Raw genomic sequence first — 24,111 nt, 5'->3', positions numbered from 1 at the left:
TAGCATGGATCGTTCAAAACAATTGGCAGAAGAAAAAATTGGAAAACTATTATTAACATTTTCTGTTCCAGCTATCGTAGGAATGTTAGTAAATGCACTGTATAACATCGTAGATCGAATCTTCGTTGGAAGGGGTGTTGGCTCTTTAGCCATAGCAGCAATCACCATCGGTTTCCCTATTATGATTATTTTAATGGCCTTTACGATGCTTGTTGGATTAGGTGCAACTTCTTTGATATCCATTAAACTGGGACAAGATAGAAAAGATGAAGCGGAAAAAATCATGGGAAACTCTATGACGCTATTGGTTATTATCATGTTGATAATGACTGTCAGCGGTTTAATTTTTCTTGAACCCCTGTTAAGAATTTTTGGTGCTAGTGCTGATGTAATGCCTTATGCAAAGGCCTACTTAAGAATCATTCTATATGGTGCCGTTTTCCAAGGGATTGGGTTCGGTATAAATAATATCATCAGAGCTGAAGGAAATCCTAAGATTGCTATGCTTTCAATGTTAATTGGAGCCATCAGCAATACAATTTTAGACCCAATCTTTATCTATGGATTCAAGATGGGCATTGAAGGTGCTGCATGGGCAACCATCATTTCACAGGCTGCATCTGCCGTTTGGGTAGTGAGCCATTTTATAAGTGGTAGAAGCAACCTAAAGTTTAGAAAAGAAAACTTGCGCTTACAAGGAAAAATCATTTTTGATATTTTCTCCATCGGTTTTGCACCTTTCATGATGCAATTGGCGGCAAGCTTAGTTACTGCCATACTGAATAGCCAACTTGGCAAATTCGGTGGGGATATTGCCATATCAGCAATGGGAATTATCAATAGTGTGTCTACAATCATATTGATGCCTATTTTCGGTATCAACCAAGGATCACAGCCCATCATTGGTTTTAACTATGGAGCGAAGCAGTATGATAGAGTAAAGCAAACCTTTCGATATGCGGCAACAGCAGCTACAATATTGGTTGTAATAGGCTTTTTCCTAATTAGAATCTTCCCTGTACAACTCATATCCCTATTTGCTCAAGGGGATCAAACCTTAATCGATATTGGAACAAACGGTATTCGAATATTCTTTTTCGCAATGCCGATTATAGGATTTCAGATCGTCAGTGCCAACTATTTCCAAGCTGTAGGAAAACCGAAGCAAGCTGCTATTTTAAGCTTATCGAGACAAGTGCTATTCCTGATACCAGCGTTATTAATTTTACCGAGATTCTTTAAATTAAATGGAATATGGATGGCGGCACCGGTAGCGGATGCATTGGCCTTTGTTGTTACATCCGTTTGGATCATCTTTGAAATTAAGAACCTAGGAAAAGAAAGGGATTCCGTTCCAAGTTCCACCAAACCTTTCATATCTGGATTAGATTAAGAAAAGAACTAGCTTTTAATTATTTAAAAGCTAGTTTTTTTATGCTTTAACCCAATTTATAGGATTGAAAGGCGTAATAAATTGATGGTAAATCAACGGAGCGAATGCCAATTTCACGGAACGGAGAGAGTAAACAAATTTGAGTTGTAAAACCATAAAAAATGATTATTCATTGATGATATCATAAAAAAAATTTTTCTTAGAAAGGTAAATAAAAGAAAATATAGAATATTTACAAGAATAAGAAAGTAGATTTTATATATCCATACACAAATAGAATAAGTGGGGATGAATATTATATACAAAATGGAATAGGGGAATGACAATGACTGCGGGGGAAGTTATTATTATTAAAGGTGCTGGCGAACAAGCCACAGGTGTGGCTCATAAATTATTTCGAAGTGGTTTTACAGTGATCATGACGGAGATAGAACAACCAATTTGTGTGAGAAGAAATATAAGCTTTGCCAACTGTATCTATGAAGGCATATGGGAAGTGGAGGGTATTCAAGCCAAAAGATCAACGACATTGGAAGAAGCATTTGCAATATTAAATCAAGGGATGATCCCGGTACTGATTGATAGGGAATGTAAAATTATAAAAATGGTAAATTGTTTAGCTCTAGTGGATGCCATTATAGCCAAAAAAAATACGGGAACAAGTAAGGAGGATGCACCTATTGTAATTGGATTAGGGCCCGGATTTAATGCAGGAGTAGATGTGGATGTTGCCATAGAAACCAATCGAGGCCACCATTTAGGACGGCTAATATTCAGTGGATACACTTCCAATGATACAGGTGCCCCTAGTGCCGTGAAGGGATATACATGGGAGAGAGTATTGAGAGCTACAAAGACAGGAACCATTAAAGTTGTTAGAAATCTAGGTGAAACTATTCAAACTGGAGAAACTGTGGCATTCATCCATGAGGAAGAAGTGAAAGCAAAGATAGATGGAGTTATTCGAGGGCTCATTCACGACGGCGCACAAGTTATGGAAGGGATGAAAATAGGAGATATTGATCCCAGAGTAGAGGATAGCTTTCGTACCACCATTTCAGAAAAAGCAAGATGCATCGCAGGGGCAGTACTGGAAGCCATTTTAATAAAAAAATAAACGCTAGAGGGAACTTTTCTATTTCACATCCGTCTAATAAAACAAAAGAATTAATATGAAGCATAGGAGGTTTTTATAATGATGAGAAGAATAATGGCAATGATGATTATGTGTAGCTTATTTTTAAGTGCATTTGCATCTGTAGGATATGCCGATGTAAAATCGTCGATTCTTACAAAGGTGGAAATAGAAAAGCTAGCACGTCAGCGACTGGACTTAGATGATAGCTATAAGCTTGTACACAGTAACTTACACACAAGAGATCTTTATAAAAAGCAATTTTGGAATTTAGAATTTGAAAAGGGCACCGGTAATATTTCTGTTTCCATGGCTGCTGATACAGGCACAATCGTTTCTTTCAACAATTGGAATAACGATTCTTATGGAAAGCCAGTAACTGTATTGGAAAAAGATGCGAAGAAAACCGCTGTAGAATTTATTCAATCCTTAGAAAAAGAAAAATTTAAGGAAACTGAAGAAGTGACAGTAAAGGCACCTACCATTATTCCCTATGGAATCAGAAGGGGAGAGGACGATCATAGTACCTATAGCTTTATGTTCGTTCGAAAGATGGAAGGAGAATTTTTTACAAAAAACTACTTTAGAATTACAGTATCCGGAGCAGGAGAAGTGACTTCTTATGAAATGCAGTGGGATGACGATGCAACGTACGCTGGAAACAAACCATTATTAAGTGAAGAAAAAGTAAAGGAGATATTTGGAAAAGAAGATCGACTGGTACTAAAATACGTAGCATTGAACAAATATAATAATGGGGAAGGCAAAAATGTAGTGATCACACCAGTATATATCTATGCTCCAGTAGAAACGGACAAAATAGATGCAATAACAGGGAAATTACTTTCCTACGAGGAACTTTATAATTGGAATTTCTATGAATATCCATTTAGAGAAGAATTAGGGGAAATGGTGAAAGATGGTACCAGCAATCAAACTGGTGGAGCGGAAATGATTCCTGAAAAAGGCGTTCTTTCAAAAGAGAAGGCAGCGCAGATCGTAGTCGATATGTTGAGCAAGCATATCGATCTAAAGGATATTCAATTAAAGAGTTCCAGCTATACCAATGGGTATGCAGGAATGAAAGGGAAATTCTGGACAGTGCATTGGTACTCTGAGGAAAATAGCGTTTATTTATATGCAGTTTTAAATGCTGAAAATGGCGAGTTGCTGGAGATTTCCTACAGAGGAAACAAAGTGTATCCTTCTGAAGAGATGAGAACAAAATCTGAAGGCGAAAAAATAGATGGTAGTAAGTATAGAAAGCTTGCAGAAGAAACCATCAAAGCAATACTACCTAAAGTAAAAAATGAATTAAAATTCGAAGTGCAATCAGAGAATTTAAATGGTGAGGAAATTTTGGTGGTAGGTACAAGAACAGTGAATAATATTCCATTCGACGATAATTATGTGAATATAAGCTTCAATGCTGAAAACTCTGAAATTATGAGCTTCAGCTATAGATGGTACGATGTACAAGTGCAGAGCCAAGGCAATATCTTATCAAAAGATAAAGCTCATGATATCTTCTATAATAAAGTTGGATTTGAAAAATATTTGGTACAACTAAAGGATCAGAATGAATTGAAAGCGAAAGGTTTAGAACTTCCTATGAAGGAGCTACTTCCTGTATATGGATTGAAAGGATTTAACTTTGTATATATCGATGCTGTAGCAGGAAAGGTATTAGATTACTCTGGAGAAGATTTTAAAGAATTGGATCTTACAAAGAAAGCGTTTACAGATATAGCAGGTACACCTTATGAAAAGAGCATTCTCTTAATGGATAAAATGGGCATATTGAATGTATCTGAGGATCAATTTAAACCAGCGGAAAGCCTTCTTAGAAAAGATGCGCTGAAGTGGATTATCGAACTAGGACGTAGTAATAAAGCCTATGATATGAATCGATATTCTAGTTCAAATAATCAAGTGGCGGTATCTTTTAAAGATATCCCTAAAGATCATCCATACTATGAGTATATTAAAACTGGTCTTGAACTGGATATCATTGAAGTCGATGATTACTTTAGACCGGATGAAAAGATCAGCAAGCTTGAGCTGACAAAGTGGATGATTCATGCGATGAAGCAAAAGGAACTGGCAACATATTCAGATATATTCCAAGTACCATATGAGGATGCTGAGGCTATTAATGCTGCCGATTCAGGTTATGTGGCATTAGCAAAGTACCATAATATATTTGGAGACAAAAAAGCGGCATCTGAATTTGGACCAGAAAGAAATATAGAAAGAGGAGAATTCATTCATAATATGTATCAGTTTATCATGAACTACAAGGATATTAAATAAAATACGCTATGAAAAAATAAAATATCGGGGCTGTTTTACAACGCATAAGACAGCCTATGGATACAGAAACCATGTATAAAAGAAGCTGAATTCTTCCTTTATGCATGGTTTTTATTCATTTACAATCTAAAAATATTTGTTTCGAGACATCCTCATTGAAAGCGGAGATAATTTGTTCTATAAAAGAAATGAATCTGTGATTACCAACAGATAGAAAATTTCAATTGTAAAGTTTGTTAATAATTTATTAATATAGAGTTGAGTGTAAATACAAAATTAGGAGGATTGAAATGAAACAGGGGAAAGGAAAAATTATAGTAGCTGGAGGCATTATAGGATTCATATCTGCATTATTAGTTAAACTGGGCAATCCTGTAAACATGGGAATATGTGTGGCTTGTTTTCTAAGAGATATTGCTGGGGGACTTGGCCTCCATGGCGCAGGCAATGTTCAGTACATTAGACCAGAAATCTCAGGATTTATTTTAGGCTCCTTTATCATTGCTAAAATGAAAGGAGAGTTTAAAGCAAGGGGCGGATCCTCTCCCTTATTAAGGTTTGTACTAGGATTTTTTCTCATGATTGGTGCCTTAGTATTTTTAGGATGTCCATTACGAATGATCTTAAGACTAGCTAATGGAGATTTAAATGCTGTTGTTGGATTAATTGGTTATGTTTTTGGAATTTTTATTGGAATTCAATTTATAAAAAGAGGCTTCAGCTTAGGTAGAAGTGTAAGTCAGCCAGAATCCAACGGGTATATCATGCCTGTATTTGCAGTTGGACTTTTAGTTCTATTATTCTTAAAACCAGCTTTTTTACTATTTAGCGAGAATGGACCTGGGGCATTGAAAGCACCCGCACTGGTATCTTTAACGGCAGGACTGATCATTGGAATTATTCTACAGAGGACGAGACTTTGCACTGCTGGTGGTTTTAGAGATGCGATACTAATTAAAGATTTCTATTTTCTATGGGGATTAATCGGAATCTTTGTATTTGCCCTAATTGGAAACTTGGCTTTAAATCCCGAAAGTTTTAAAATTGGGTTCACTGGGCAACCAATAGCTCATACTGATTTTTTATGGAACTTCTTGGGAATGGTATTAGCAGGTATTACATCTGCGCTACTAGGTGGATGTCCTTTGAGACAGACGATTTTAGCTGGAGAAGGAGATGCAGATGCTGTCATTACGGTTCTAGGTCTAATGGCAGGAGCAGCTTTTGCTCATAACTTTGGTTTAGCAGCCAGTCCAAGTGGCGTTGGCATAAATGGTAAGATTGCAGTCATCATTGGTTTTGTAGTAGTGTTAGGGATTGGCTATAATGTTATTCAATACAATAAGAGAATAAGATCAAGGAAAGAAGATCTCAATACAAAAGGAGGAGAAATTCATGCATAGAATAATTGATGCCAGGGGTAGATCTTGCCCAGAGCCAGTTTTAATGACGAAGGAAGCGATCTCAAAATATAAGGAGAATACCATAGAGGTTTTAGTTGATGCGAAGGTGGCAGTAGAAAATATTCAGCGCTTTGTAATAAGTCAGGGCTACGATATGGAGTGCTCAGAAAACCAAGACGGATATTCGCTGATGATAAAAAAATAGGTGGTTCATTTGAAAGATACTTATTGTGTTATGACCTTCCATTCTACATACCATGCACTTCAGTTTGAAAAGTTATTGAAGGAAAATCATTTAAATGTAAGACTAATTCCAGTTCCTAGGCAGATTAGCACGAGCTGCGGAATCGCTGGAGAAGTTTCCTGTGAAGACCAGCTCGTTATTGTAGAATTATGTGATGAAAACAATTTGGAATATGGCGCATTTCATACCATAGAAAAAGAAGTGAAGCAAAGCTGGTATAGAAATTTAGTGAAAAAATAAAAAATATAAGACCTTATAATATAATTCCAAAACTTTTGTTATAGATCAATGAATTATGGTATAATCCAAATATAGAGTTGATTTTAGCAAAATGTTGTAGGGGAGGATATTATATGAACGAAGGGCAAAAAATTCTTCTGGAAAGTGGAACCAATGAGCTAGAGATTGTAGAATTTAAAATAGGGAACAACTATTTTGGTATTAATGTTGCAAAGGTAAAAGAAATCATTCCTTTTACCAATGTGACACAGGTTCCAAAATCACATCCTTGTATTAGAGGTATTTTTAAGCCTCGAGAAAATATTGTAACAGTTATAGATCTTCCAAAATATTTGAATATGAAATCTGAAGAGGATGAGTCTAATAACTTATTTATAATATCCCATTTTAATAAAATTTCGGTAGCCTTTCAAGTTCACAAGGTTGTAGGAATCCATAGATTTTCATGGGAACAAATAGAAAAGCCGGACAATACGATCTATGGCGGCGTAGAGGGCATATCCACTGGAATCGTAAAGAAAGACGATCGATTGATCATTATATTGGATTTTGAAAAAATATTGACGGATATCAGTCCAAGTACAGGGATACAGCTTTCTGATATCCAATCCATGGGACCGAGAGAGAGAAGCAATAAGCCCATATTGATCGCTGAGGATTCAGAGATGCTGTCAAGGATATTGGTACAAGCGCTCCACGAAGCAGGGTATAGCAATTTGATTGTAACGGATAATGGTCGTGAGGCCTGGGATACATTGGAGAAGCTCAGAGCAGATCGAACTAGAAAACTGACGGATCAAGTATCCTGCGTTATTACAGATATTGAAATGCCTAAAATGGATGGGCACCATTTAACGAAGTTGATCAAAACAGATGAAGATTTATCAAAGCTTCCCGTGATTATTTTCTCATCTTTAATTTCAGAGGATATGAAGAGAAAAGGCGAGAGCCTTGGGGCGAATGCTCAAATCAGTAAGCCAGAGATTGCGAATCTGGTAGATATTATCGATCAATTAATTTTATAAGAAAAAAAGCAGTTTATTAGTGTTGAACGAATAAACTGCTTTTTTATGACCCAACTAAATTTATGGGACCCAAAGGAGCAATAAAGTGATGGTAGGTCAATAGAGTGAGCACCAAACCTGCACGACCAGAGGGCATGAATAAATTTGAGTGGTGAAACTGCGAAATGTTTTTAGCGTATTAGATGAATTGCATCTAAAATTTTTGGAATGACTTGTTTTTTTCGAGAGACAATTCCTTCTACAAAGATACCTTGCTCATCGGTGGTATTGAAAGCAGAAGGTATAATGCTGCTATGTTTGCACTGATACAGAATATAGGAGCCTTCTCTTAAAATATCCGTTACCAGCAGTAACGTAATATCATAATCCATTCGTTTATGAATTTTTTTGATATAATTGACAAATAGCTCCTTTCTGTTGAATACATCATCGATATCTAAGGTGAAGACCTGACTAATCCCTGTTTTGAATGTTTCCAATTGGAATTCTTTAAAATCCTTATAAAATATTTCTTCGATGCTTTGTCCTTCTAACGATGTGCCAAACTTAAACATATCCATAGCAAACTCATCAATATCAATCTTTAAAATTTTATTTAAATCTTCCACAGCCATTCTGTCAAAGCTGGTTGTTGTAGGAGATTTAAATAGCAGTGTATCCGATAATATCCCAGATAATAAGATGCCAGCAATTTCAAAAGGAATCTCAATATTATTTTCTCTATACATAGCGTATACGATGGTACAAGTGCTACCTACGTTATTGTTCCTAAAATTAATTGGTACAGAAGTTGAAATATCCCCTATTTTGTGATGATCGATAATTTCTAAGATTTCAGCTTCTCCAAGACCTTCTGCACTTTGTCCATATTCGTTGTGGTCCACTAAAATCACTTTTTTTCTCGTAGGATTCATAATATGCTTTCTGTTGATAAATCCTAAAAATGCACCTTCGTTACTGATGACGGGATAGTTTCTGAAATGACTATGACTGAGTTCATCTTTCACTTCATCTAAATACTCCATTTCATTAAACTTGATGATATTTTGTGTTCGCATAATTCGATTGGTGTAGTTACACATATTAATTATTTTAGAGGTATAGTATGTATCTCTTTTCACTAAGATCATGGTAATATTATTTTCATTGGCCAAATCGATATATTTTTGCGGGATTTCTTGACCCCCAGTAATGATAATAAGTTGAACCTTGGATAGAATTGCGTATTCAATAATATCGTACCGGTCGCCAACAATAACAATATCATTTTTACTAAGTTGACCTTCAACACTCTTATAATAATATGCTATAATAGAAATATGACCATCAAAAAATTTTCGGTCCCCAGAAAGCAGCCGACCATCTAAATCCTGGAGTATATTTTCTAAGGAGGTCTCTAAATGAGAAAAATCTCCGTGAATGAGGCCCATGGCAATATTCTTCATGCTGATAATACCCAGTAAATTATTGCTCTCATCCACGACACCTACTGTTTCTAAGGCATTCTCTTCCATTAAATTATAGGTGGAGAGGATGGATTTTTCTGGAGATATTCCCTTTGCAAAATCATACTGCAAATCCTTTACCTGTACCTTAACATCGGATATCATCTGAGGAGATGATAGATTGAAATAGTCTAAGACATAGCTACTTTCTTTATTGATATTTCCTAATACGCAAGGAATCGTGTCATAGCCCAGCTGATTTTTTAAATGAGACAGGGCAATGGCAGAAGACACGGAATCCGTATCTGGGCTTTTATGCCCAAAAATTAAAACAGACATTATAATCCTCCTTAAAACAGTTATTGCTCTATTATACCAAAAAATAATAGTGTTTTTTAAAAATTAATTTTTTGTAAAGGGAGCAAATATTAAGATTCTTATGCTAAACAATGAATGTTCCAAACATAATATTTTAATCTTTTTTAACCTTGTTAAAATAGTTTCTTGATAGGTTGAAAAACTTTGTTGCTCTGATTACGCTGGGTTTCATAACGAAGGCAATGGATCTCAAGATAAATTTTTGCGACAAAATCGTACTGATAAAGCCCTTTAATTTTGGATGGTGTGCCATATAAACGGCCTGGTTGCCCATACCATTGGATTTTTTAAAGAATACAGGAACTTTTAAAAACACTGCAAAGGGTGTAATAATAATGACTTCGATGATGCTCATCTTAATAAAATTCTTTTTATCTTTTGAAAGCTTTAAATTAACCAAAAGATCCATAATAAATATGAACATAATCAACAGATCAAATTGATTGATCAGATGGATGGTTCTTTCCTGCAATGTAAAAAAGATATCCCAAACAGACAAAAACATAATCCCCAAAGACAATGTAATCATCAGTATTTTATATATTCGTATCAAAGCTTGTAGTGGTTTGTTGTGAGACTGTATTTCTGACACGGAAAATCCCTCCAGCATGATTTCTTTTAAAATTTGCTAGTAAAATCTATTTATATATTGTACCATAGATGTGGATATAGTATAATGTAATTTTTATTCCTATGAATTATTTAAAAAATACGAATGTAAAAGGAAGTGGTGTTACAGATGGAAAAGATCGTTCCAGAAATAAAACTTAAATTGAGAGACAAGATTGTAGATGTCCCCCGTGTTATTTCAAAAGCCAGTGGTATTCGAATTCTAGGAAAGAGAATAAAATCTATTTTATTTTCAACGGATGTAGCGATTATAAAAAATACCAATGCAGATGCAATTATTGCAGTATATCCTTTTACACCTCAGCTATCGATCACTCAAGCAATATTAGAGGTAGCCACTGTTCCTGTATTCTGTGGTGTTGGTGGTGGATTAACGACAGGACAAAGGTCCATCGGAATTGCTCTACAAGCAGAGCTTATGGGGGCTTATGGTGTCGTTGTAAATGGTCCGATGGATAAAGACGTCATTTCAGAAATGAATGAAAAAATTGATATTCCAATTATTTCAACGGTAATTAGCCAATATGATGATTATGCGGGTAAACTAGAGGCTGGTGCAAGAATTTTCAACGTTTCTGGAGGTCCAAATACAGCCAAAATAGTAGCACAAATTAGAAAGGAATTTCCAGAGGTTCCCATTATAGCAACCGGTGGTCCAACGGATGAAAGTATACTGGAAACTATAGAAGCGGGAGCTAATGCGATCACTTATACACCGCCATCTACGGCAGATTTATTTACAGAGGTTATGCAAAGATATAGAGACAATGTAAACCAGCAAAATCAATAGAATAGATACAACAAGGCTGCACTTTTAAAAAATTCTTAAAAGTACAGCCTTTCTTTATTCTAAAGCAAGTATTTCAAGCTTTTCCACACCATCGATGCTTTCGATTTCTTGGATAATATCATCCAGCTTTTTACTAATTTCTGTAATATCAAAGATAATATTCACATTAGCGAAATTATTAATGGGCGAATCTTGGTTGATGGTTAAAATATTTCCATTATTGACGGATATGATATGGAGCACATTGGAAAGAACTCCTGCTTGGTGTGAAAGAAGGAATGAAAGCGTTACTTTTTTTCCAACATTGCTATCACTTAAAGTATAAACGTAGTCTTTATACTTATAGAATGCACTTCTGCTGATGCCTACTGCCTTCGTAGCTTCTGTAACCCCCTTCACTTGATTTGTACGAAGCAATTCCTTGGCTTCTATAACCTTTTCAAAAATATCTGGCAGTATTTCCTTATCTATCACTAAAAATCTGCTGTTATTCATTCTAATTACCTCCATCTTTTAATTAAAGCGCCTTGAGTATCCATGTTAAATTCTTTGACTGTCCATTTGTTTTCCAGCTCAAGCATACGGTTTTGTATTCTATCTGCGAGTCCTAAATTGTCTTTGCCAGCAATCACTATTATAGCAGGTCCTGCACCGCTTAAAAAGCTTCCTTTTATGTCTAAGAAATTTAATTTTTCAATAATCGAAGGGTACTCGGGGATTAAAGATGCCCGGTAGTTTTGATGGAGCTTATCATCGATTGAAAAGTTTAATAATTCTAAATCGCCATTCATAAAAGAGGCCAGCATGAGGGCTGTTCTACCTACATTAAAAACGGCATCCTGGAAGGAAACTTCTTGAGGAAGAACTGCTCGGGACTCCTTCGTTGAAAGGGTAAAATTGGGAATGAGTCCGTAAATCCTAAAATTATTTTGTATGGGTACTTTGCTGAAATGGATGGAAGTCTGATCCTGAATGGATACCGTCATTCCGCCAAAAAGTGCAGGGGTAATATTATCCGGATGCCCTTCAATTTCAGTTGCGATTTTTAAAATTTCCTCTTTGTTCAATTTGCTATTGGAAAGTTCAGTGGCGCCGATTACGCCAGCCAATATACAGGCTGCACTGCTTCCTAAACCTCTAGATTCGGGGATATGACAATCCATGGTTATTTTAAATCCCGTACTCGGCGTATATCCTACTTTTTTAAATGTGTGAATCATAGAGGTATAGACTAGATTTTCTTTATTGTTAAAGCGTTCTTCACATCCATGAATCTGCAGACCGTCTTCAATCTCTTCAAAGAGCACCTTGTTATATAAATTTAAAGCCATTCCTAGGCAATCAAAGCCCGGGCCGATGTTGGCTGTTGTGGCTGGTACAATTATTTCGATCATAGGAATCACCTACACTTTCAATATATTTTCGATAATGCTCTGTATTTCCTCTTTGTTACATACCGTATTGTGTAAATTCTCTTGTTGATGAATATCTTTCACAGGGAGAGGAATAGGGATGCCCATTTTATCGGCAAATTCACCGATGAGCTGAAAGTCATTTTTATCGTCCACATCCATATGTAAAGCACTGCATACACTTTTCGTAAACTTGAAAGGGCTTGCCGTAGATACGATGATCGATTTAGTGTTGTCCTTTGTTTGATGGACATAGTCTTCATATACGGAGTAAGCCACTGCTGTATGTGGATCCATCACATAATTCCATTGTTCATGAACCTTCTTTATAGCAGTATAAATTTTCTCTTCATCGGCAGAACCGCCATAAAAAAGAGTCAGCTTTTCCTTCATATATTCTGGAATTGAATAGAAGCCCTCTGTTTTTAATCTTTTCATGGTTTCATTGATGAAAGTAGAGTTCTCATCACTTAAATCGTATAGGAACCGCTCTAAATTGCTGGAGATCAAGATATCCATTGAAGGGGATATGGTGGGCTTTAAATCTCTCCGACAATCATATATGCCAGAACTAAAAAAATCTGCCAAAACCTTATTTTCGTTCGATGCGCATATAAATTGATGAATCGGTAGACCCAGCTTCATACCGTAGTAGGCGGCCAATATATTACCAAAGTTCCCAGTAGGAACAGCAATATTAATGGGTTCCCCCATCAATATTTCTTTATTCTTTACCAACTGAAAATAGGCATAGAAGTAGTAAACGATTTGAGGAATCAATCTACCGATGTTGATGGAATTGGCGGAGGAGAGCGTATATCCATTTGCCTCTATATGACGATTAAATTCACCATGATTGAATATTTCCTTCAGTGCATTTTGTGCATCGTCAAAATTACCAAGAATACCAATAACGTGTACATTATGGCCCTTCTGGGTCATCATTTGTTTCTTTTGGATCTCGCTAACGCCTAAGGTTGGATAAAATACAATGATCTGAATGCCATCAATATTCTTAAATCCTTCTAAGGCAGCCTTACCCGTATCCCCAGAGGTAGCAGTCAGTATGACCACTTCTTTATATAAGTTGTTTTTGTCCAAAGCCCCCTTTAATAAATAAGGAAGGAATGTAAGGGCCATATCTTTAAATGCTAAAGTAGGACCATGAAATAATTCTAAAAAGTGAACCTCGCCTTTCTTAACCAAGGGTGCTATTTCTGTACTATGGAATTTACCATCGTATGCTTTGTTCACAAAGGAACAAATCTCGTCTTGTTCAAAATCAGAAAAAAAACGGTGAATAATTTTAACTGCAAGTTCTTTATAGTCTAAATCTTTAATTTCTTCGAGGGCATAGGGTGGTGGAAAACAAGAAGGAACATATAGTCCACCATCTTCCGCTAAGCCTTTTATGATTGCCTCGACGGACGAAACGGAAATTGAGTGATTTCTCGTGCTTGTATACTTTAGGGTTTCCATAGGGTAAATCCTCCTATCTTTATAAGAAAATCATATGTAATCTATGATACAATGTTCTTCATCTAAATACAAGTGTTTTTAGTATAGACGTAATTTCTTAAATTATATGTATTTTTAAAAGGAACTGTAATGTTTTTAGGGGGATTGTACAAAGTCCTAATTTTTCGCTATTTTAGGTATGATAACTGGAAAAAAGTAAGATAATACAAAGGTATAAATCGTTTTATATCAATAACAGATCTGAATAAAGGAGAATGCATATGGTTAGGAAAAGAAAAACAATGGATGGTAATCAGGCTGCTGCATACGTTTCCTATGCTTTTACAGATGTTGCCGCCATATATCCCATTACACCTTCATCGTCTATGGCAGAGTCCGTAGATGAATGGGCTGCCTACGGTCAAAAAAATATATTTGGACAACCTGTAAGGGTAGCAGAGATGCAATCAGAAGCAGGGGCAGCAGGAGCAGTTCACGGTTCTCTTCAAGCGGGTGCTTTAACCACCACATATACAGCTTCCCAAGGCCTATTGCTGATGATTCCGAATATGTATAAGATGGCAGGAGAACTTCTCCCAGCAGTATTCCATGTCAGTGCTAGAGCGATTGCCACCCATGCTTTGTCTATATTTGGCGATCACCAGGATGTGATGGCGACGAGACAAACTGGATTTGCACTGCTGGCTTCTAACAGTGTTCAGGAAGCCATGGATTTAGCTGGTGTTGCACATCTATCTGCCATTAAAGGAAGAGTGCCATTTCTACATTTTTTTGATGGATTTAGAACCTCTCATGAATTTCAAAACATAGAGGTTATGGAATACGAGGATTTAGAGAAGTTAGTAGATTATTCAGCCATCGAAGAATTTAAGGCGAGGGCTTTAAATCCGGAGCATCCTGTCATTCGAGGTACTGCACAAAATCCAGATATTTACTTCCAAGGAAGAGAGGCTGCAAATAATTTCTATAAAGCGATTCCAGATATTGTTTCTAATTATATGGAATCCATCAATAAAATTACAGGAAGGGAATATAAACCTTTCAATTATTACGGTGCCGCAGATGCAGAAAATATTATTGTTGCTATGGGTTCTGTATGTGAGACCATAGAAGAAGTCATCGATTATCTGAACAGTAAAGGAGAAAAATTGGGACTGTTGAAGGTTCACCTATACCGACCTTTCTCGGAAAAATACTTCTTTAACGTATTCCCAAGATCTGTAAAGAGAATTGCCGTGCTCGATAGAACAAAAGAGCCCGGATCTTTAGGCGAACCACTTTATGAAGATGTTCGAAGCCTTTTCTACGGACAAGAAAATAAACCACTGATTATTGGGGGCAGATATGGTCTAGGTTCAAAGGATACAATACCGGCTCAAATTGTAGCCGTATTTGATAACTTAAAAAGCAATCAGCCTAAAAATGGATTTACCATAGGAATCATCGACGATGTAACCAACACATCCCTTCCTATCGGTAATAGTATAGAGACATCACCAGAAGGAACCATTCAGTGTAAATTCTGGGGCTTGGGTTCCGATGGTACCGTTGGCGCTAATAAAACAGCCATTAAAATCATTGGTGATAAAACGGATCTGTATGCACAAGCTTATTTTTCATATGATAGTAAGAAATCTGGCGGTACTACAGTATCCCATCTAAGATTCGGAAAGCAACCAATCAAATCACCGTATTTAATCAATAATGCAGATTTTATTGCCTGTCACAATAGTTCCTATGTATACCATTATGATTTGTTACATGGATTAAAGCAGAATGGAACCTTTGTACTGAATTGTTCTTGGAAAAAAGAGGAGTTGGACGAGAAACTGCCAACTGCCATTAAAAAGGCCATTGCAGAGAAAAATGCAAAATTCTATATTATTGATGCTATTGGAATCGCTAAAGAAATTGGTTTAGGTGGTAGAATCAATATGATTATGCAATCTGCTTTCTTTAAACTAGCTCAAGTTATCCCTATGGAGGACGCCATTCAATATTTAAAAGAATCCATAGCGTCCACATACGGTAAGAAAGGCGATAAAATTGTAGAGATGAACTATAGGGCAGTGGATAAGGGTTCTGAAGCATTGGTCAAAATAGAGATTCCCTCTAGTTGGTTGAATGCAAAAGATGAAGGAAGAATGATGAAAGACGAACCGGATTTTGTAAAGGATATTCAAAGACCTATGGCCAGATTAGAAGGAGACGAATTACCAGTTAGTGCTTTTAAAGGTATGGAGGATGGGACTTATCCCCTTGGAACCACGGCATATGAAAAAAGAGGAATCGCTGTAATGATTCCACAGTGGCAAATAGAAAAATGTATTCAGTGTAACCAATGCTCCTATGTGTGTCCTCACGCTGTAATTCGACCATTCTTATTGGATGAGAAAGAAATGAAGCAAAAGCCAGCAGATTTTGAAACAAAAGATGCAATGGGCAAAGGTGTAGAGCATTTACAATACCGTATTCAAGTAAGTCCGTTGGATTGTACTGGCTGCGGCAATTGTGCCGATATTTGTCCAGCCCCAGGAAAAGCATTGGTTATGGTAGAAGCAGAGAAGGAAATCATGAGTCAGGCCGAAAATTGGATTTACGCTTCTGAAAACATTCAATATAAGCCAGAATTCATGGATCGAAAAACCGTGAAGGGTAGTCAATTTGCAAAGCCCCTCTTAGAGTTTTCTGGTGCATGTGCTGGTTGCGGAGAAACTGCCTACATCAAACTACTGACCCAGCTTTATGGAGATCGAATGATGATGGCAAATGCAACGGGTTGTTCTTCTATCTGGGGAGCCAGCGCACCATCTATGGCTTATACAACGTTACCTTGTGGCAGAGGTCCGTCCTGGGCAAATTCTTTATTTGAGGATAATGCTGAATTTGGATACGGTATGGCTTTAGCATCCCGACAAGCCAGAGATAAAATAAGGGATTTAATGGAAGTCAGCTTGAATTCTAATCTAGACGAAGAATGTAAAAATCTATTTAAGGAATGGATGCAGTACAAAGAAGATGGTGCAAAATCTAAGGAGATCAGCAAGAAAATATTAGAAGTAATAGAAAAACATAACCATGGTAGCCATCCAACAGTGAAAGAAATTTTAAAGCTCAAGGATCATCTCATTAAAAAATCTATTTGGATCGTTGGTGGAGATGGTTGGGCCTATGATATTGGGTACGGTGGTTTGGATCACGTACTAGCATCTGGCGAAGATATCAACATACTGGTAATGGATACGGAGGTCTATTCGAATACGGGAGGACAGGCTTCGAAATCAACACCTACGGCTGCTGTTGCTAAATTTGCGGCTTCCGGCAAAAAGATAAGAAAGAAAGATTTAGGGTTAATGGCGACGACCTATGGGTACGTTTACGTAGCAAAGGTAGCCTTGGGAGCCAATATGAACCATCTGATTAAAACCATTACGGAGGCAGAGGCCTATAAGGGACCATCTCTGATCATTTGCTATGCGCCGTGTATCAGCCATGGGATTAAAAGCGGCATGGGCACTTCTGTAAGACAGGAAAAGAAAGCAGTAGATGCTGGGTATTGGCATCTATACCGATTCAATCCAGATTTAAAAGAACAAGGAAAAAATCCATTTATATTAGATTCCAAGGAACCAACAGAATCTTTCAAAGAGTTTATTGCAGGAGAAATTCGATATTCCCAGCTGATGAATACATTCCCACAATTGGCAGAGGAGTTATTTAAGGCCGCTGAAGAAGATGCGAAGGATCGGTATTTAACCTATAAACGATTAGCCGATATCCAATACGAATAGCATCCATAATAAAAGACCAGCTTCCGCTGGTCTTTTATTATGGTTATTTGCGATTGGCATCTACCCATTTTTTAGCATTGATTACTTCTGTTTCATTTGGAATGGGAACTCTAGATTCTTCTTTCAATTGATCTATATTAGCCCATGCAGCAGTCTCATGATTTTCAATGGGTTTTGACACTTCATATGCTTTTATTTTGTTTTTTGGCATAGAATCACTCCTTTTTATTAGTATTTCAAAAGCGTAAAAATATATTTACCAAATACCATCAAATTAAATTTTTACTTGCTAATCCATATCAAAGGTGTTATACTAGCTGAAGAAAATAAATCTTTAATGCAGTCCCGTGAGGCTGGTAAGATGATAATAAATTACTGAATTGTAATTGATTGTAATTATTATAACTTCTTGCGGCCCACGTAAGAAGTTTTTTTAATTCCGGCATTAAAGAATAAAGAATTAGAAATAAATAATACCTTTAAATCGATCCTGTGAGATCGAAAAGGAGAAAGTATAGGAACTTCTCCTTGGTATGCAAGCATGCAAATTTAAAAGGAGGTTTTTTTATGTCAGTCAACACATTATCAGAATCAACAAAGACCTTAGAAAAAGAAGTTTCTTTCGGACAAGCCTTAAAAAAGGCTGTTCTAGCACTACAGCATCTAATTGCGATGTTTGGTGCTACTGTACTGGTGCCAATCCTAACGGGCTTAGATCCTTCCGTTGCACTTGTTTCTGCTGGAATAGGAACTTTGATATTCCATTACTGTACAAAAAAGAAGGTACCTGTATTCTTAGGATCCTCCTTTGCCTTTATCAGTGTCATTATACAAGCTAGAGAGCGATATGGGGACTTAGCTTATGCACAGGGCGGAATGGTTATAGTAGGCTTATTATATATCATGTTTGCATTCTTTATAAAAAAAATAGGTGTGGAAAAAATACAGAGATTTTTACCTTCACAAGTGGTGGGGCCAATGATTATGGTCATCGGTTTAACCCTATTGCCAACAGCCATAGGTATGGCGTCTAGCAACTATATGATAGCCATCATCACCTTAGGAACAGCATTAGGGGTTACCTTCTTTGCAAAAGGATTTATTAAGCAATTATCCATATTAATAGCGGTCATCGTTGGATATATTATGTCTGTACAATTTGGTATCATTGATAGTACACCGATAGCGGAAGCGGCACTGGTTGCGATACCAAACTTTACGCTACCTAAGTTTCATATCGGTGCAATTTCAATGATAGCCCCAATCGTTTTAGCTGTATTCATGGAGCATGTTGGAGACATTACAACAAATGGAGAAGTTGTAGGGCAAAACTTTATTGAAGATCCAGGTTTGAATAGAACGTTGTTAGGAGATGGAATCGCCACATTGGTTGCAGGAATCATGGGAGGACCAGCCAATACAACCTATGGAGAGAATACGGGCGTACTAGCGATTACTAAGAATTATGACCCGAGCATATTAAGGCTTGCAGCTGTATTTGCTATCATCCTTGGCTTTGTAGCAAAGGTAGGTGGTTTCTTGAGATCCATACCCACACCTGTTATGGGTGGTATCAGTGTGATGTTATTCAGTATGATATCTTTAGTCGGTGTGAATACCATAAGAAATAGCAAGGTTCAATTCAATGTCAAAAATATAATTATTATGGCTACAATTTTAATTCTAGGATTAGGTGCAGGCTTCATAGAAAAACACACAGGAATATATGTTGGAATTGCCCTTAGTGAAACTGTTCAGATACAGGGGTTAAGCTTCGCTGCAATCATCGGCGTCGTATTAAATATCATATTCAATAGAAAAGCACAAAACCAATAAAAACACCTTAGTTTGATATCAATCCCTCTTTATTATATAATGTATAGAGGGATTTTTTCTTTATAACCAAACAAATGTAAATTTATTAAAACTTGTTAGTTGAGAAAAATATTGGTTATAATTAATGTGAGCACTTTAAACTAAAATAGTGAATTAGGAGATGATGGAATGTCGGCTGTGGAGATTAAAAAAGGAATCTATTGGGTAGGCGCTGTGGACTGGAATATTAGGGAATTTCATGGACCCTCCTATCATACTAGAAGAGGAACAAGCTATAATTCATATTTAATCGTAGATGAGAAAATAACTTTAGTAGATATTGTAGATGCAGATTTTGCTGATGTAATGCTGGATAATATTCGTGAGATTATTGATCCGAGTAAAATCGACTATATTGTAGTCAATCATATTGAGCCAGATCATTCAGGAAGTTTTCCAAAGTTGATGGAAGTAGCAACGAATGCAAAGGTTTTCTGTACCCAAAAAGGAAAAGACGGTATGTTGCAGCATTATTTTGGCAACTATGATTATAACATTGTAAAAACTGGTGCGGTATTAAATTTAGGAGCGAGAAATATCAAATTTATTGAGGCACCTATGCTGCATTGGCCAGACAGCATGTTCTCCTACATAGAAGAAGAATCGCTCTTACTTCCAAACGACGCCTTTGGACAGCACGTAGCTTCAACTAAGTTATTTGATGATGAAAATGATATGTGCATCCTGATGGAGGAAGCGAAACGATATTATGCAAACATTCTAATGCCATTTAGCGGTATGGTCGTCAGAAAAATAGAAGAACTTGTAAAAATGGGTTTAAAAATCGATATGATTGCACCGAGCCATGGTGTCATTTGGAGAAGTAACCCAGATAAGATCATAGAAAAGTATATGGAGTGGGGTAGGGGCTTGTCTAGTAAGAAGGCCGTTATCGCTTATGAAACAATGTGGTCCAGTACGGAAAAAATGGCAAGAAAAATTATTGAGGGATTGGCAAGTGAAGGTATCGATACAAAATTGTATAAGATATCTAAAAGCGATGTCAATGATATTATGACAGATATTTTAGATGCGAAGGCTGTATTAGTTGCTTCCTCTACAATTAATAATACCATGATTCCCGATGTAGCCTATTTCTTAGAGGAATTAATTGGTCTAAGACCACTGAAGAAAGTGGGTGCTGCCTTTGGCTCCTATGGATGGGGTAAAGGAGCAGTGGCGAATATCGAAAAACGGATGAACGACGCTGGTGTAAGTTTAATAAAGGAAGGATTACAGATCAAGTTTGTTCCTACAGAAGAAGATCTAAACGCATGCTATGAGTTTGGTCGAGAGATCGGAAAAATGTTGGAATAATAAAAACCATAAAAAGCTACTTCAATTTGAAGTAGCTTTTTATGTGATATAAAAACTTCCATCCGATAGCCGAAGGTTTTAAAGGATTTTATAGGGAATGTGTCGAACTTGACAAATCAATAGGAAATAAAGGTAATTTGAGAAAGGATATCAACGAGGATTTGAAGGGGGTCACATTTTGAAAAATAAAATTTTGATATTGATGGGATTTATGATGTTCGTATCAGTCATCGGTTATTCAACTTATTCAAAGGGTGCACCTCAAAGAGATTATGGAGCATCCCGTGAAGTCATCAGCGTTGCTGGAGACGAAAATCATCCGCCCTACGAATATATGGACCGCATTGGCAACTATAAGGGCTTTAATGTGGATATCATAAATGCTTTATCCATTGAATTAGGAATGGATATAGAATTTATACCGATGAATTGGCGTGAAGCACTGAGAGCTTTAGAAAATAAAGAGGTTGATGTCATACAGGGAATGTCCAGTACGGAGGAAAGAAAAGAGAAGTATTTATTTACCATACCTACTGTAACCAACTCTCAATCCATCTTTGTACTGAAGGATACCAGTATTGTTTTTGGTTTAGAAGATTTGAGCGGAATGAAAGTCGCTTTTCAAGCAGGAGATTTAAATGAAGAAATATTGGCGGATATACCTGATATTACGTTATTGCCTAAGAAAGATCAAAATGAAGCAATGGATTCCTTAATTAATGGAGAAGCAGATGCCTACGTTGGAAATCGGCTGACAGGACTGTTTTATTTGCAGAAAAGCAAGAACTCTTCCACCGTAAAAATTGTAGGAGAGCAAATGGCTACTTCGGAGTATGGGCCTGCAACCTATAGAGGCAACGAGGAATTGGTTCATCTCTTTAACAAAGGAATTGAAGCCATAAAAAGTAATGGAACCTACGATAAAATCTATGAAAAGTGGTTCGGTAAGGATATCGGCAACGGTAGAATTTTAAATGCATATCTAAAGGAAACCATATTATCTGTGTTCACCCTATCTATCATTTTTCTTCTTTTCATCCTATGGAATAAAAACTTAAAAAAGGAAGTTTTAAAAAGAACGATGGATCTAGAAAATATCAATCAAGAGCTTTTGCTGGAGAAGGAAAAGGTACACAATCTAGCCTATTATGATGGAATTACAAAGCTACCCAATCGGGTTTATCTCTTAAAAATCTTAGGGGAATGTATTGATTCTGCAAATGATCAAAAAAATCGATTTGGTATTTTGAATTTAGATCTGGATCGGTTTAAACATATTAATGACACCTTAGGTCATCATATGGGTGATGAGATACTAAAGCTAGTAGGGGAGAGAATCGGAAGAATTTTAAAGCCCAACAACTTTTTTGCACGCTTTGGAGGAGATGAGTTCATTATTCTCGTAAAGCATATACAAGAAGATAAGGAGCTTATAGACCTGGCAAATCAAATCATCAAAGAAATGGACCAACCTTTCATGCTGAATTCTCATAGATTATTTTTAACAACCAGTATTGGCATCAGTATTTATCCAGAGGGCGGGGAAACGCTGAATGATCTAATGAAAAATTCAGATATTGCAATGTATGCAGCTAAAGGAAAAGGAGGCAATCAATATTATATATATGATAAGTCTTTAAGTGAGAAGCAAATGGAGGCTCTCATTCTCATAAATCAGTTGAGGAACGCTGTGGATCATGATGAATTGACGCTGTTTTATCAGCCTATAATGAATACTTCCACTGGAAACATCGTCGGTGTAGAAGCGTTGCTAAGATGGTATCAGCCAGGGCATGGCATGATCGGGCCCAATACATTTATCCCTTTAGCGGAGGAAACAGATTTAATCATATCCATCGGTAAATGGGTGTTCAGAAATGTATGTGCCCAGATAAAAGATTGGATTCATAGGGGGTACGACGTAAAGCGGGTATATATCAATGTTTCAGCGAAACAGTTTCAGGAGAAAGGATTTTTGGAAAGTATTCTACAGGCATTGAAGGAAGCAGAGCTACCGCCTAAATATATCGGTATTGAAATCACTGAAACGGTGATTATTCAAGATATAGATCATACCATTGAATTGATCAAGAAACTAAAAGACATCGGCATCAGTATTTCAATCGACGATTTCGGTACAGGATATTCCAATTTTAATTATCTAAAGGAAATGGGTGTAGATGAGATTAAGATTGATCGATCCTTTATTGCAGAAACCACCAAAAACAGTAAGAAGAGGGCCATAACTAAAACCATCATATTATTAGCCCATCAACTAGATATTGCAGTAACAGCAGAAGGGGTGGAGACGAAAGAACAATTAGAATTTTTGCGAGAAAGCAGCTGCAGTAAAATTCAAGGATTTTATTACAGCAGACCGGTACCACCGGAAGAATTTGAAAAATTTTTAAATCATCATATCCGATAGTTTTTTTGATTGGTAGAAAATCCAAAAATGCCACCGCATAAGCCACCAACTATATGGGTCAGTTGAGAAATATTATCCTCTGTGAAAAATACGTCAACCACTTCTCTACCGATAAAAAGAATGAGAATTAAAATTAAGGTCAGCGGGATTCTACCTTCTTTAATATTGACGAAGGAGCTGAGTAGAATTAGCATGAAGGCGATGCCACTAGCGCCTAGTAATGCAGTATCGAATAATAGAACATTTAACAATCCTGTAATAATGGCAGTAAGCACCATCATGCGGATCATTTTACGAGAGCCATATTTTTCTTCTAAAATGGGACCGATTAACAATATAATAAGAAAATTGCTTAAAAAGTGCTGGAGGTCTGCATGACCCAGTACATGGCCCACCAATCTAAAATAAAATAGAATGCTGGACAGGGAACTTCGATAGACGGAAAAAAGTAAAATAGTAGAATAATTATTTGTGATCTGCCCCAATATCAAAGAGATGGCAGATAATAGGGTAAAGGTTAGTATAACTGGCGAATTATATTGAATCTTTCTTAGCATAAAGAACCTACTTTCTTATATAAGGTATGGAATAAATAAAAGATTATTTAACATTATATATATCACAAAAAATAGGATGCGGTCAATCTTAAGAAGGATCTCAAAAAAATGTTTATTTTAAAAGTATAAATGAGCTACTTTGCACTACATCAACAGATATATTTATAGAACCAAGAGAAAAAAGGTGGAAGGCTTAAAACGTAAAATATTGGGTATATGTTTTTTAAAGCAGTAAAAACTATAACTAATATTCGGA

General features: G+C 36.5%; 19 protein-coding genes. 12 read left to right on the top strand and 7 right to left on the bottom strand.

Features of this window, described 5'->3' with window-relative positions; translation table 11 throughout:
- Positions 1–4 precede the first annotated feature (4 nt).
- The 7 genes from CLOS_RS10240 (at position 5) to CLOS_RS10210 (ending at position 7,753) form a co-directional block, all read left to right on the top strand.
- A complete protein-coding gene (locus CLOS_RS10240) occupies positions 5–1,393 on the top strand; it encodes an MATE family efflux transporter (protein WP_012159816.1) in 1,389 nt (462 codons plus the stop codon).
- A 325-nt stretch (positions 1,394–1,718) separates the two neighbouring features.
- Positions 1,719–2,510: a selenium-dependent molybdenum cofactor biosynthesis protein YqeB gene (yqeB, locus tag CLOS_RS10235; protein ID WP_012159815.1), complete on the top strand. Its 792-nt coding sequence runs from the start codon at positions 1,719–1,721 to the stop codon at positions 2,508–2,510.
- Positions 2,511–2,588: 78 nt separating this feature from the next.
- Positions 2,589–4,841 carry an S-layer homology domain-containing protein gene (locus CLOS_RS10230; protein ID WP_012159814.1) on the top strand — a complete coding sequence of 751 codons (2,253 nt, stop codon included), beginning with the start codon at positions 2,589–2,591 and terminating at the stop codon, positions 4,839–4,841.
- A 290-nt stretch (positions 4,842–5,131) separates the two neighbouring features.
- Complete coding sequence (gene yedE, locus CLOS_RS10225) at positions 5,132–6,244, top strand: YedE family putative selenium transporter (protein ID WP_012159813.1); 1,113 nt, start codon at positions 5,132–5,134, stop codon at positions 6,242–6,244.
- Positions 6,237–6,449: a sulfurtransferase TusA family protein gene (locus tag CLOS_RS10220; protein ID WP_012159812.1), complete on the top strand. Its 213-nt coding sequence runs from the start codon at positions 6,237–6,239 to the stop codon at positions 6,447–6,449. The genes yedE and CLOS_RS10220 overlap by 8 nt, the downstream gene beginning before the upstream one ends.
- 9 nt (positions 6,450–6,458) lie before the next feature.
- Entirely contained in the window at positions 6,459–6,728 is a 270-nt protein-coding gene (locus tag CLOS_RS10215; protein WP_012159811.1) for a DUF3343 domain-containing protein, read from the top strand.
- Positions 6,729–6,841: 113 nt separating this feature from the next.
- Positions 6,842–7,753 carry a chemotaxis protein gene (locus CLOS_RS10210; protein WP_012159810.1) on the top strand — a complete coding sequence of 304 codons (912 nt, stop codon included), beginning with the start codon at positions 6,842–6,844 and terminating at the stop codon, positions 7,751–7,753.
- Between the two features lie 170 nt (positions 7,754–7,923).
- Here the strand turns inward: CLOS_RS10210 and CLOS_RS10205 are convergent, their stop codons facing one another.
- Both CLOS_RS10205 and CLOS_RS10200 read right to left on the bottom strand, forming a co-directional pair.
- Entirely contained in the window at positions 7,924–9,537 is a 1,614-nt protein-coding gene (locus CLOS_RS10205; RefSeq protein WP_012159809.1) for a putative manganese-dependent inorganic diphosphatase, read from the bottom strand.
- A 133-nt stretch (positions 9,538–9,670) separates the two neighbouring features.
- Entirely contained in the window at positions 9,671–10,168 is a 498-nt protein-coding gene (locus tag CLOS_RS10200) for a hypothetical protein (RefSeq protein ID WP_012159808.1), read from the bottom strand.
- 147 nt (positions 10,169–10,315) lie between these two features.
- Between CLOS_RS10200 and CLOS_RS10195 the strand changes: the two genes are divergently transcribed.
- Complete coding sequence (locus CLOS_RS10195) at positions 10,316–10,996, top strand: beta/alpha barrel domain-containing protein (protein ID WP_012159807.1); 681 nt, start codon at positions 10,316–10,318, stop codon at positions 10,994–10,996.
- 54 nt (positions 10,997–11,050) lie between these two features.
- Here CLOS_RS10195 and CLOS_RS10190 read toward each other — a convergent pair whose 3' ends face one another.
- From CLOS_RS10190 to thrC, 3 genes are read right to left on the bottom strand one after another with little or no spacing between them, the layout of a single operon-like run.
- Complete coding sequence (locus CLOS_RS10190; protein WP_012159806.1) at positions 11,051–11,491, bottom strand: ACT domain-containing protein; 441 nt, start codon at positions 11,489–11,491, stop codon at positions 11,051–11,053.
- Positions 11,492–11,496: 5 nt separating this feature from the next.
- On the bottom strand, positions 11,497–12,390 hold the full coding sequence (thrB, locus tag CLOS_RS10185; RefSeq protein ID WP_012159805.1) for a homoserine kinase: 894 nt from the start codon (positions 12,388–12,390) through the stop codon (positions 11,497–11,499).
- Positions 12,391–12,399: 9 nt separating this feature from the next.
- Positions 12,400–13,887 carry a threonine synthase gene (thrC, locus tag CLOS_RS10180; RefSeq protein WP_012159804.1) on the bottom strand — a complete coding sequence of 496 codons (1,488 nt, stop codon included), beginning with the start codon at positions 13,885–13,887 and terminating at the stop codon, positions 12,400–12,402.
- Positions 13,888–14,147: 260 nt separating this feature from the next.
- Here thrC and nifJ point away from each other — a divergent pair, with 260 nt between their 5' ends.
- Positions 14,148–17,678, top strand: a complete 3,531-nt coding sequence (gene nifJ / locus CLOS_RS10175; RefSeq protein ID WP_012159803.1) for a pyruvate:ferredoxin (flavodoxin) oxidoreductase — start codon at positions 14,148–14,150, stop codon at positions 17,676–17,678.
- Between the two features lie 43 nt (positions 17,679–17,721).
- Here the strand turns inward: nifJ and CLOS_RS15645 are convergent, their stop codons facing one another.
- Positions 17,722–17,889 carry a CDIF630_02480 family spore surface protein gene (locus CLOS_RS15645; protein WP_012159802.1) on the bottom strand — a complete coding sequence of 56 codons (168 nt, stop codon included), beginning with the start codon at positions 17,887–17,889 and terminating at the stop codon, positions 17,722–17,724.
- Positions 17,890–18,245: 356 nt separating this feature from the next.
- Between CLOS_RS15645 and CLOS_RS10170 the strand changes: the two genes are divergently transcribed.
- The 3 genes from CLOS_RS10170 (at position 18,246) to CLOS_RS15300 (ending at position 23,298) form a co-directional block, all read left to right on the top strand.
- Complete coding sequence (locus tag CLOS_RS10170; RefSeq protein WP_012159801.1) at positions 18,246–19,514, top strand: uracil-xanthine permease family protein; 1,269 nt, start codon at positions 18,246–18,248, stop codon at positions 19,512–19,514.
- Between the two features lie 168 nt (positions 19,515–19,682).
- On the top strand, positions 19,683–20,870 hold the full coding sequence (locus tag CLOS_RS10165; RefSeq protein WP_012159800.1) for an FprA family A-type flavoprotein: 1,188 nt from the start codon (positions 19,683–19,685) through the stop codon (positions 20,868–20,870).
- A gap of 178 nt (positions 20,871–21,048) precedes the next feature.
- Complete coding sequence (locus CLOS_RS15300) at positions 21,049–23,298, top strand: EAL domain-containing protein (RefSeq protein WP_049753825.1); 2,250 nt, start codon at positions 21,049–21,051, stop codon at positions 23,296–23,298.
- On the opposite strand, the gene CLOS_RS10155 is transcribed toward CLOS_RS15300, so the two are convergent.
- Entirely contained in the window at positions 23,286–23,855 is a 570-nt protein-coding gene (locus CLOS_RS10155; RefSeq protein ID WP_012159798.1) for a rhomboid family intramembrane serine protease, read from the bottom strand. The genes CLOS_RS15300 and CLOS_RS10155 overlap by 13 nt on opposite strands.
- Positions 23,856–24,111 lie beyond the last annotated feature (256 nt).

This window comes from Alkaliphilus oremlandii OhILAs (assembly GCF_000018325.1).
GTDB classification, from domain to species: Bacteria; Bacillota; Clostridia; order Peptostreptococcales; family Natronincolaceae; genus Alkaliphilus_B; species Alkaliphilus_B oremlandii.
Note: the sequence above shows the minus strand (reverse complement) of the source record. Positions and strands in the feature narration are given on the sequence as shown.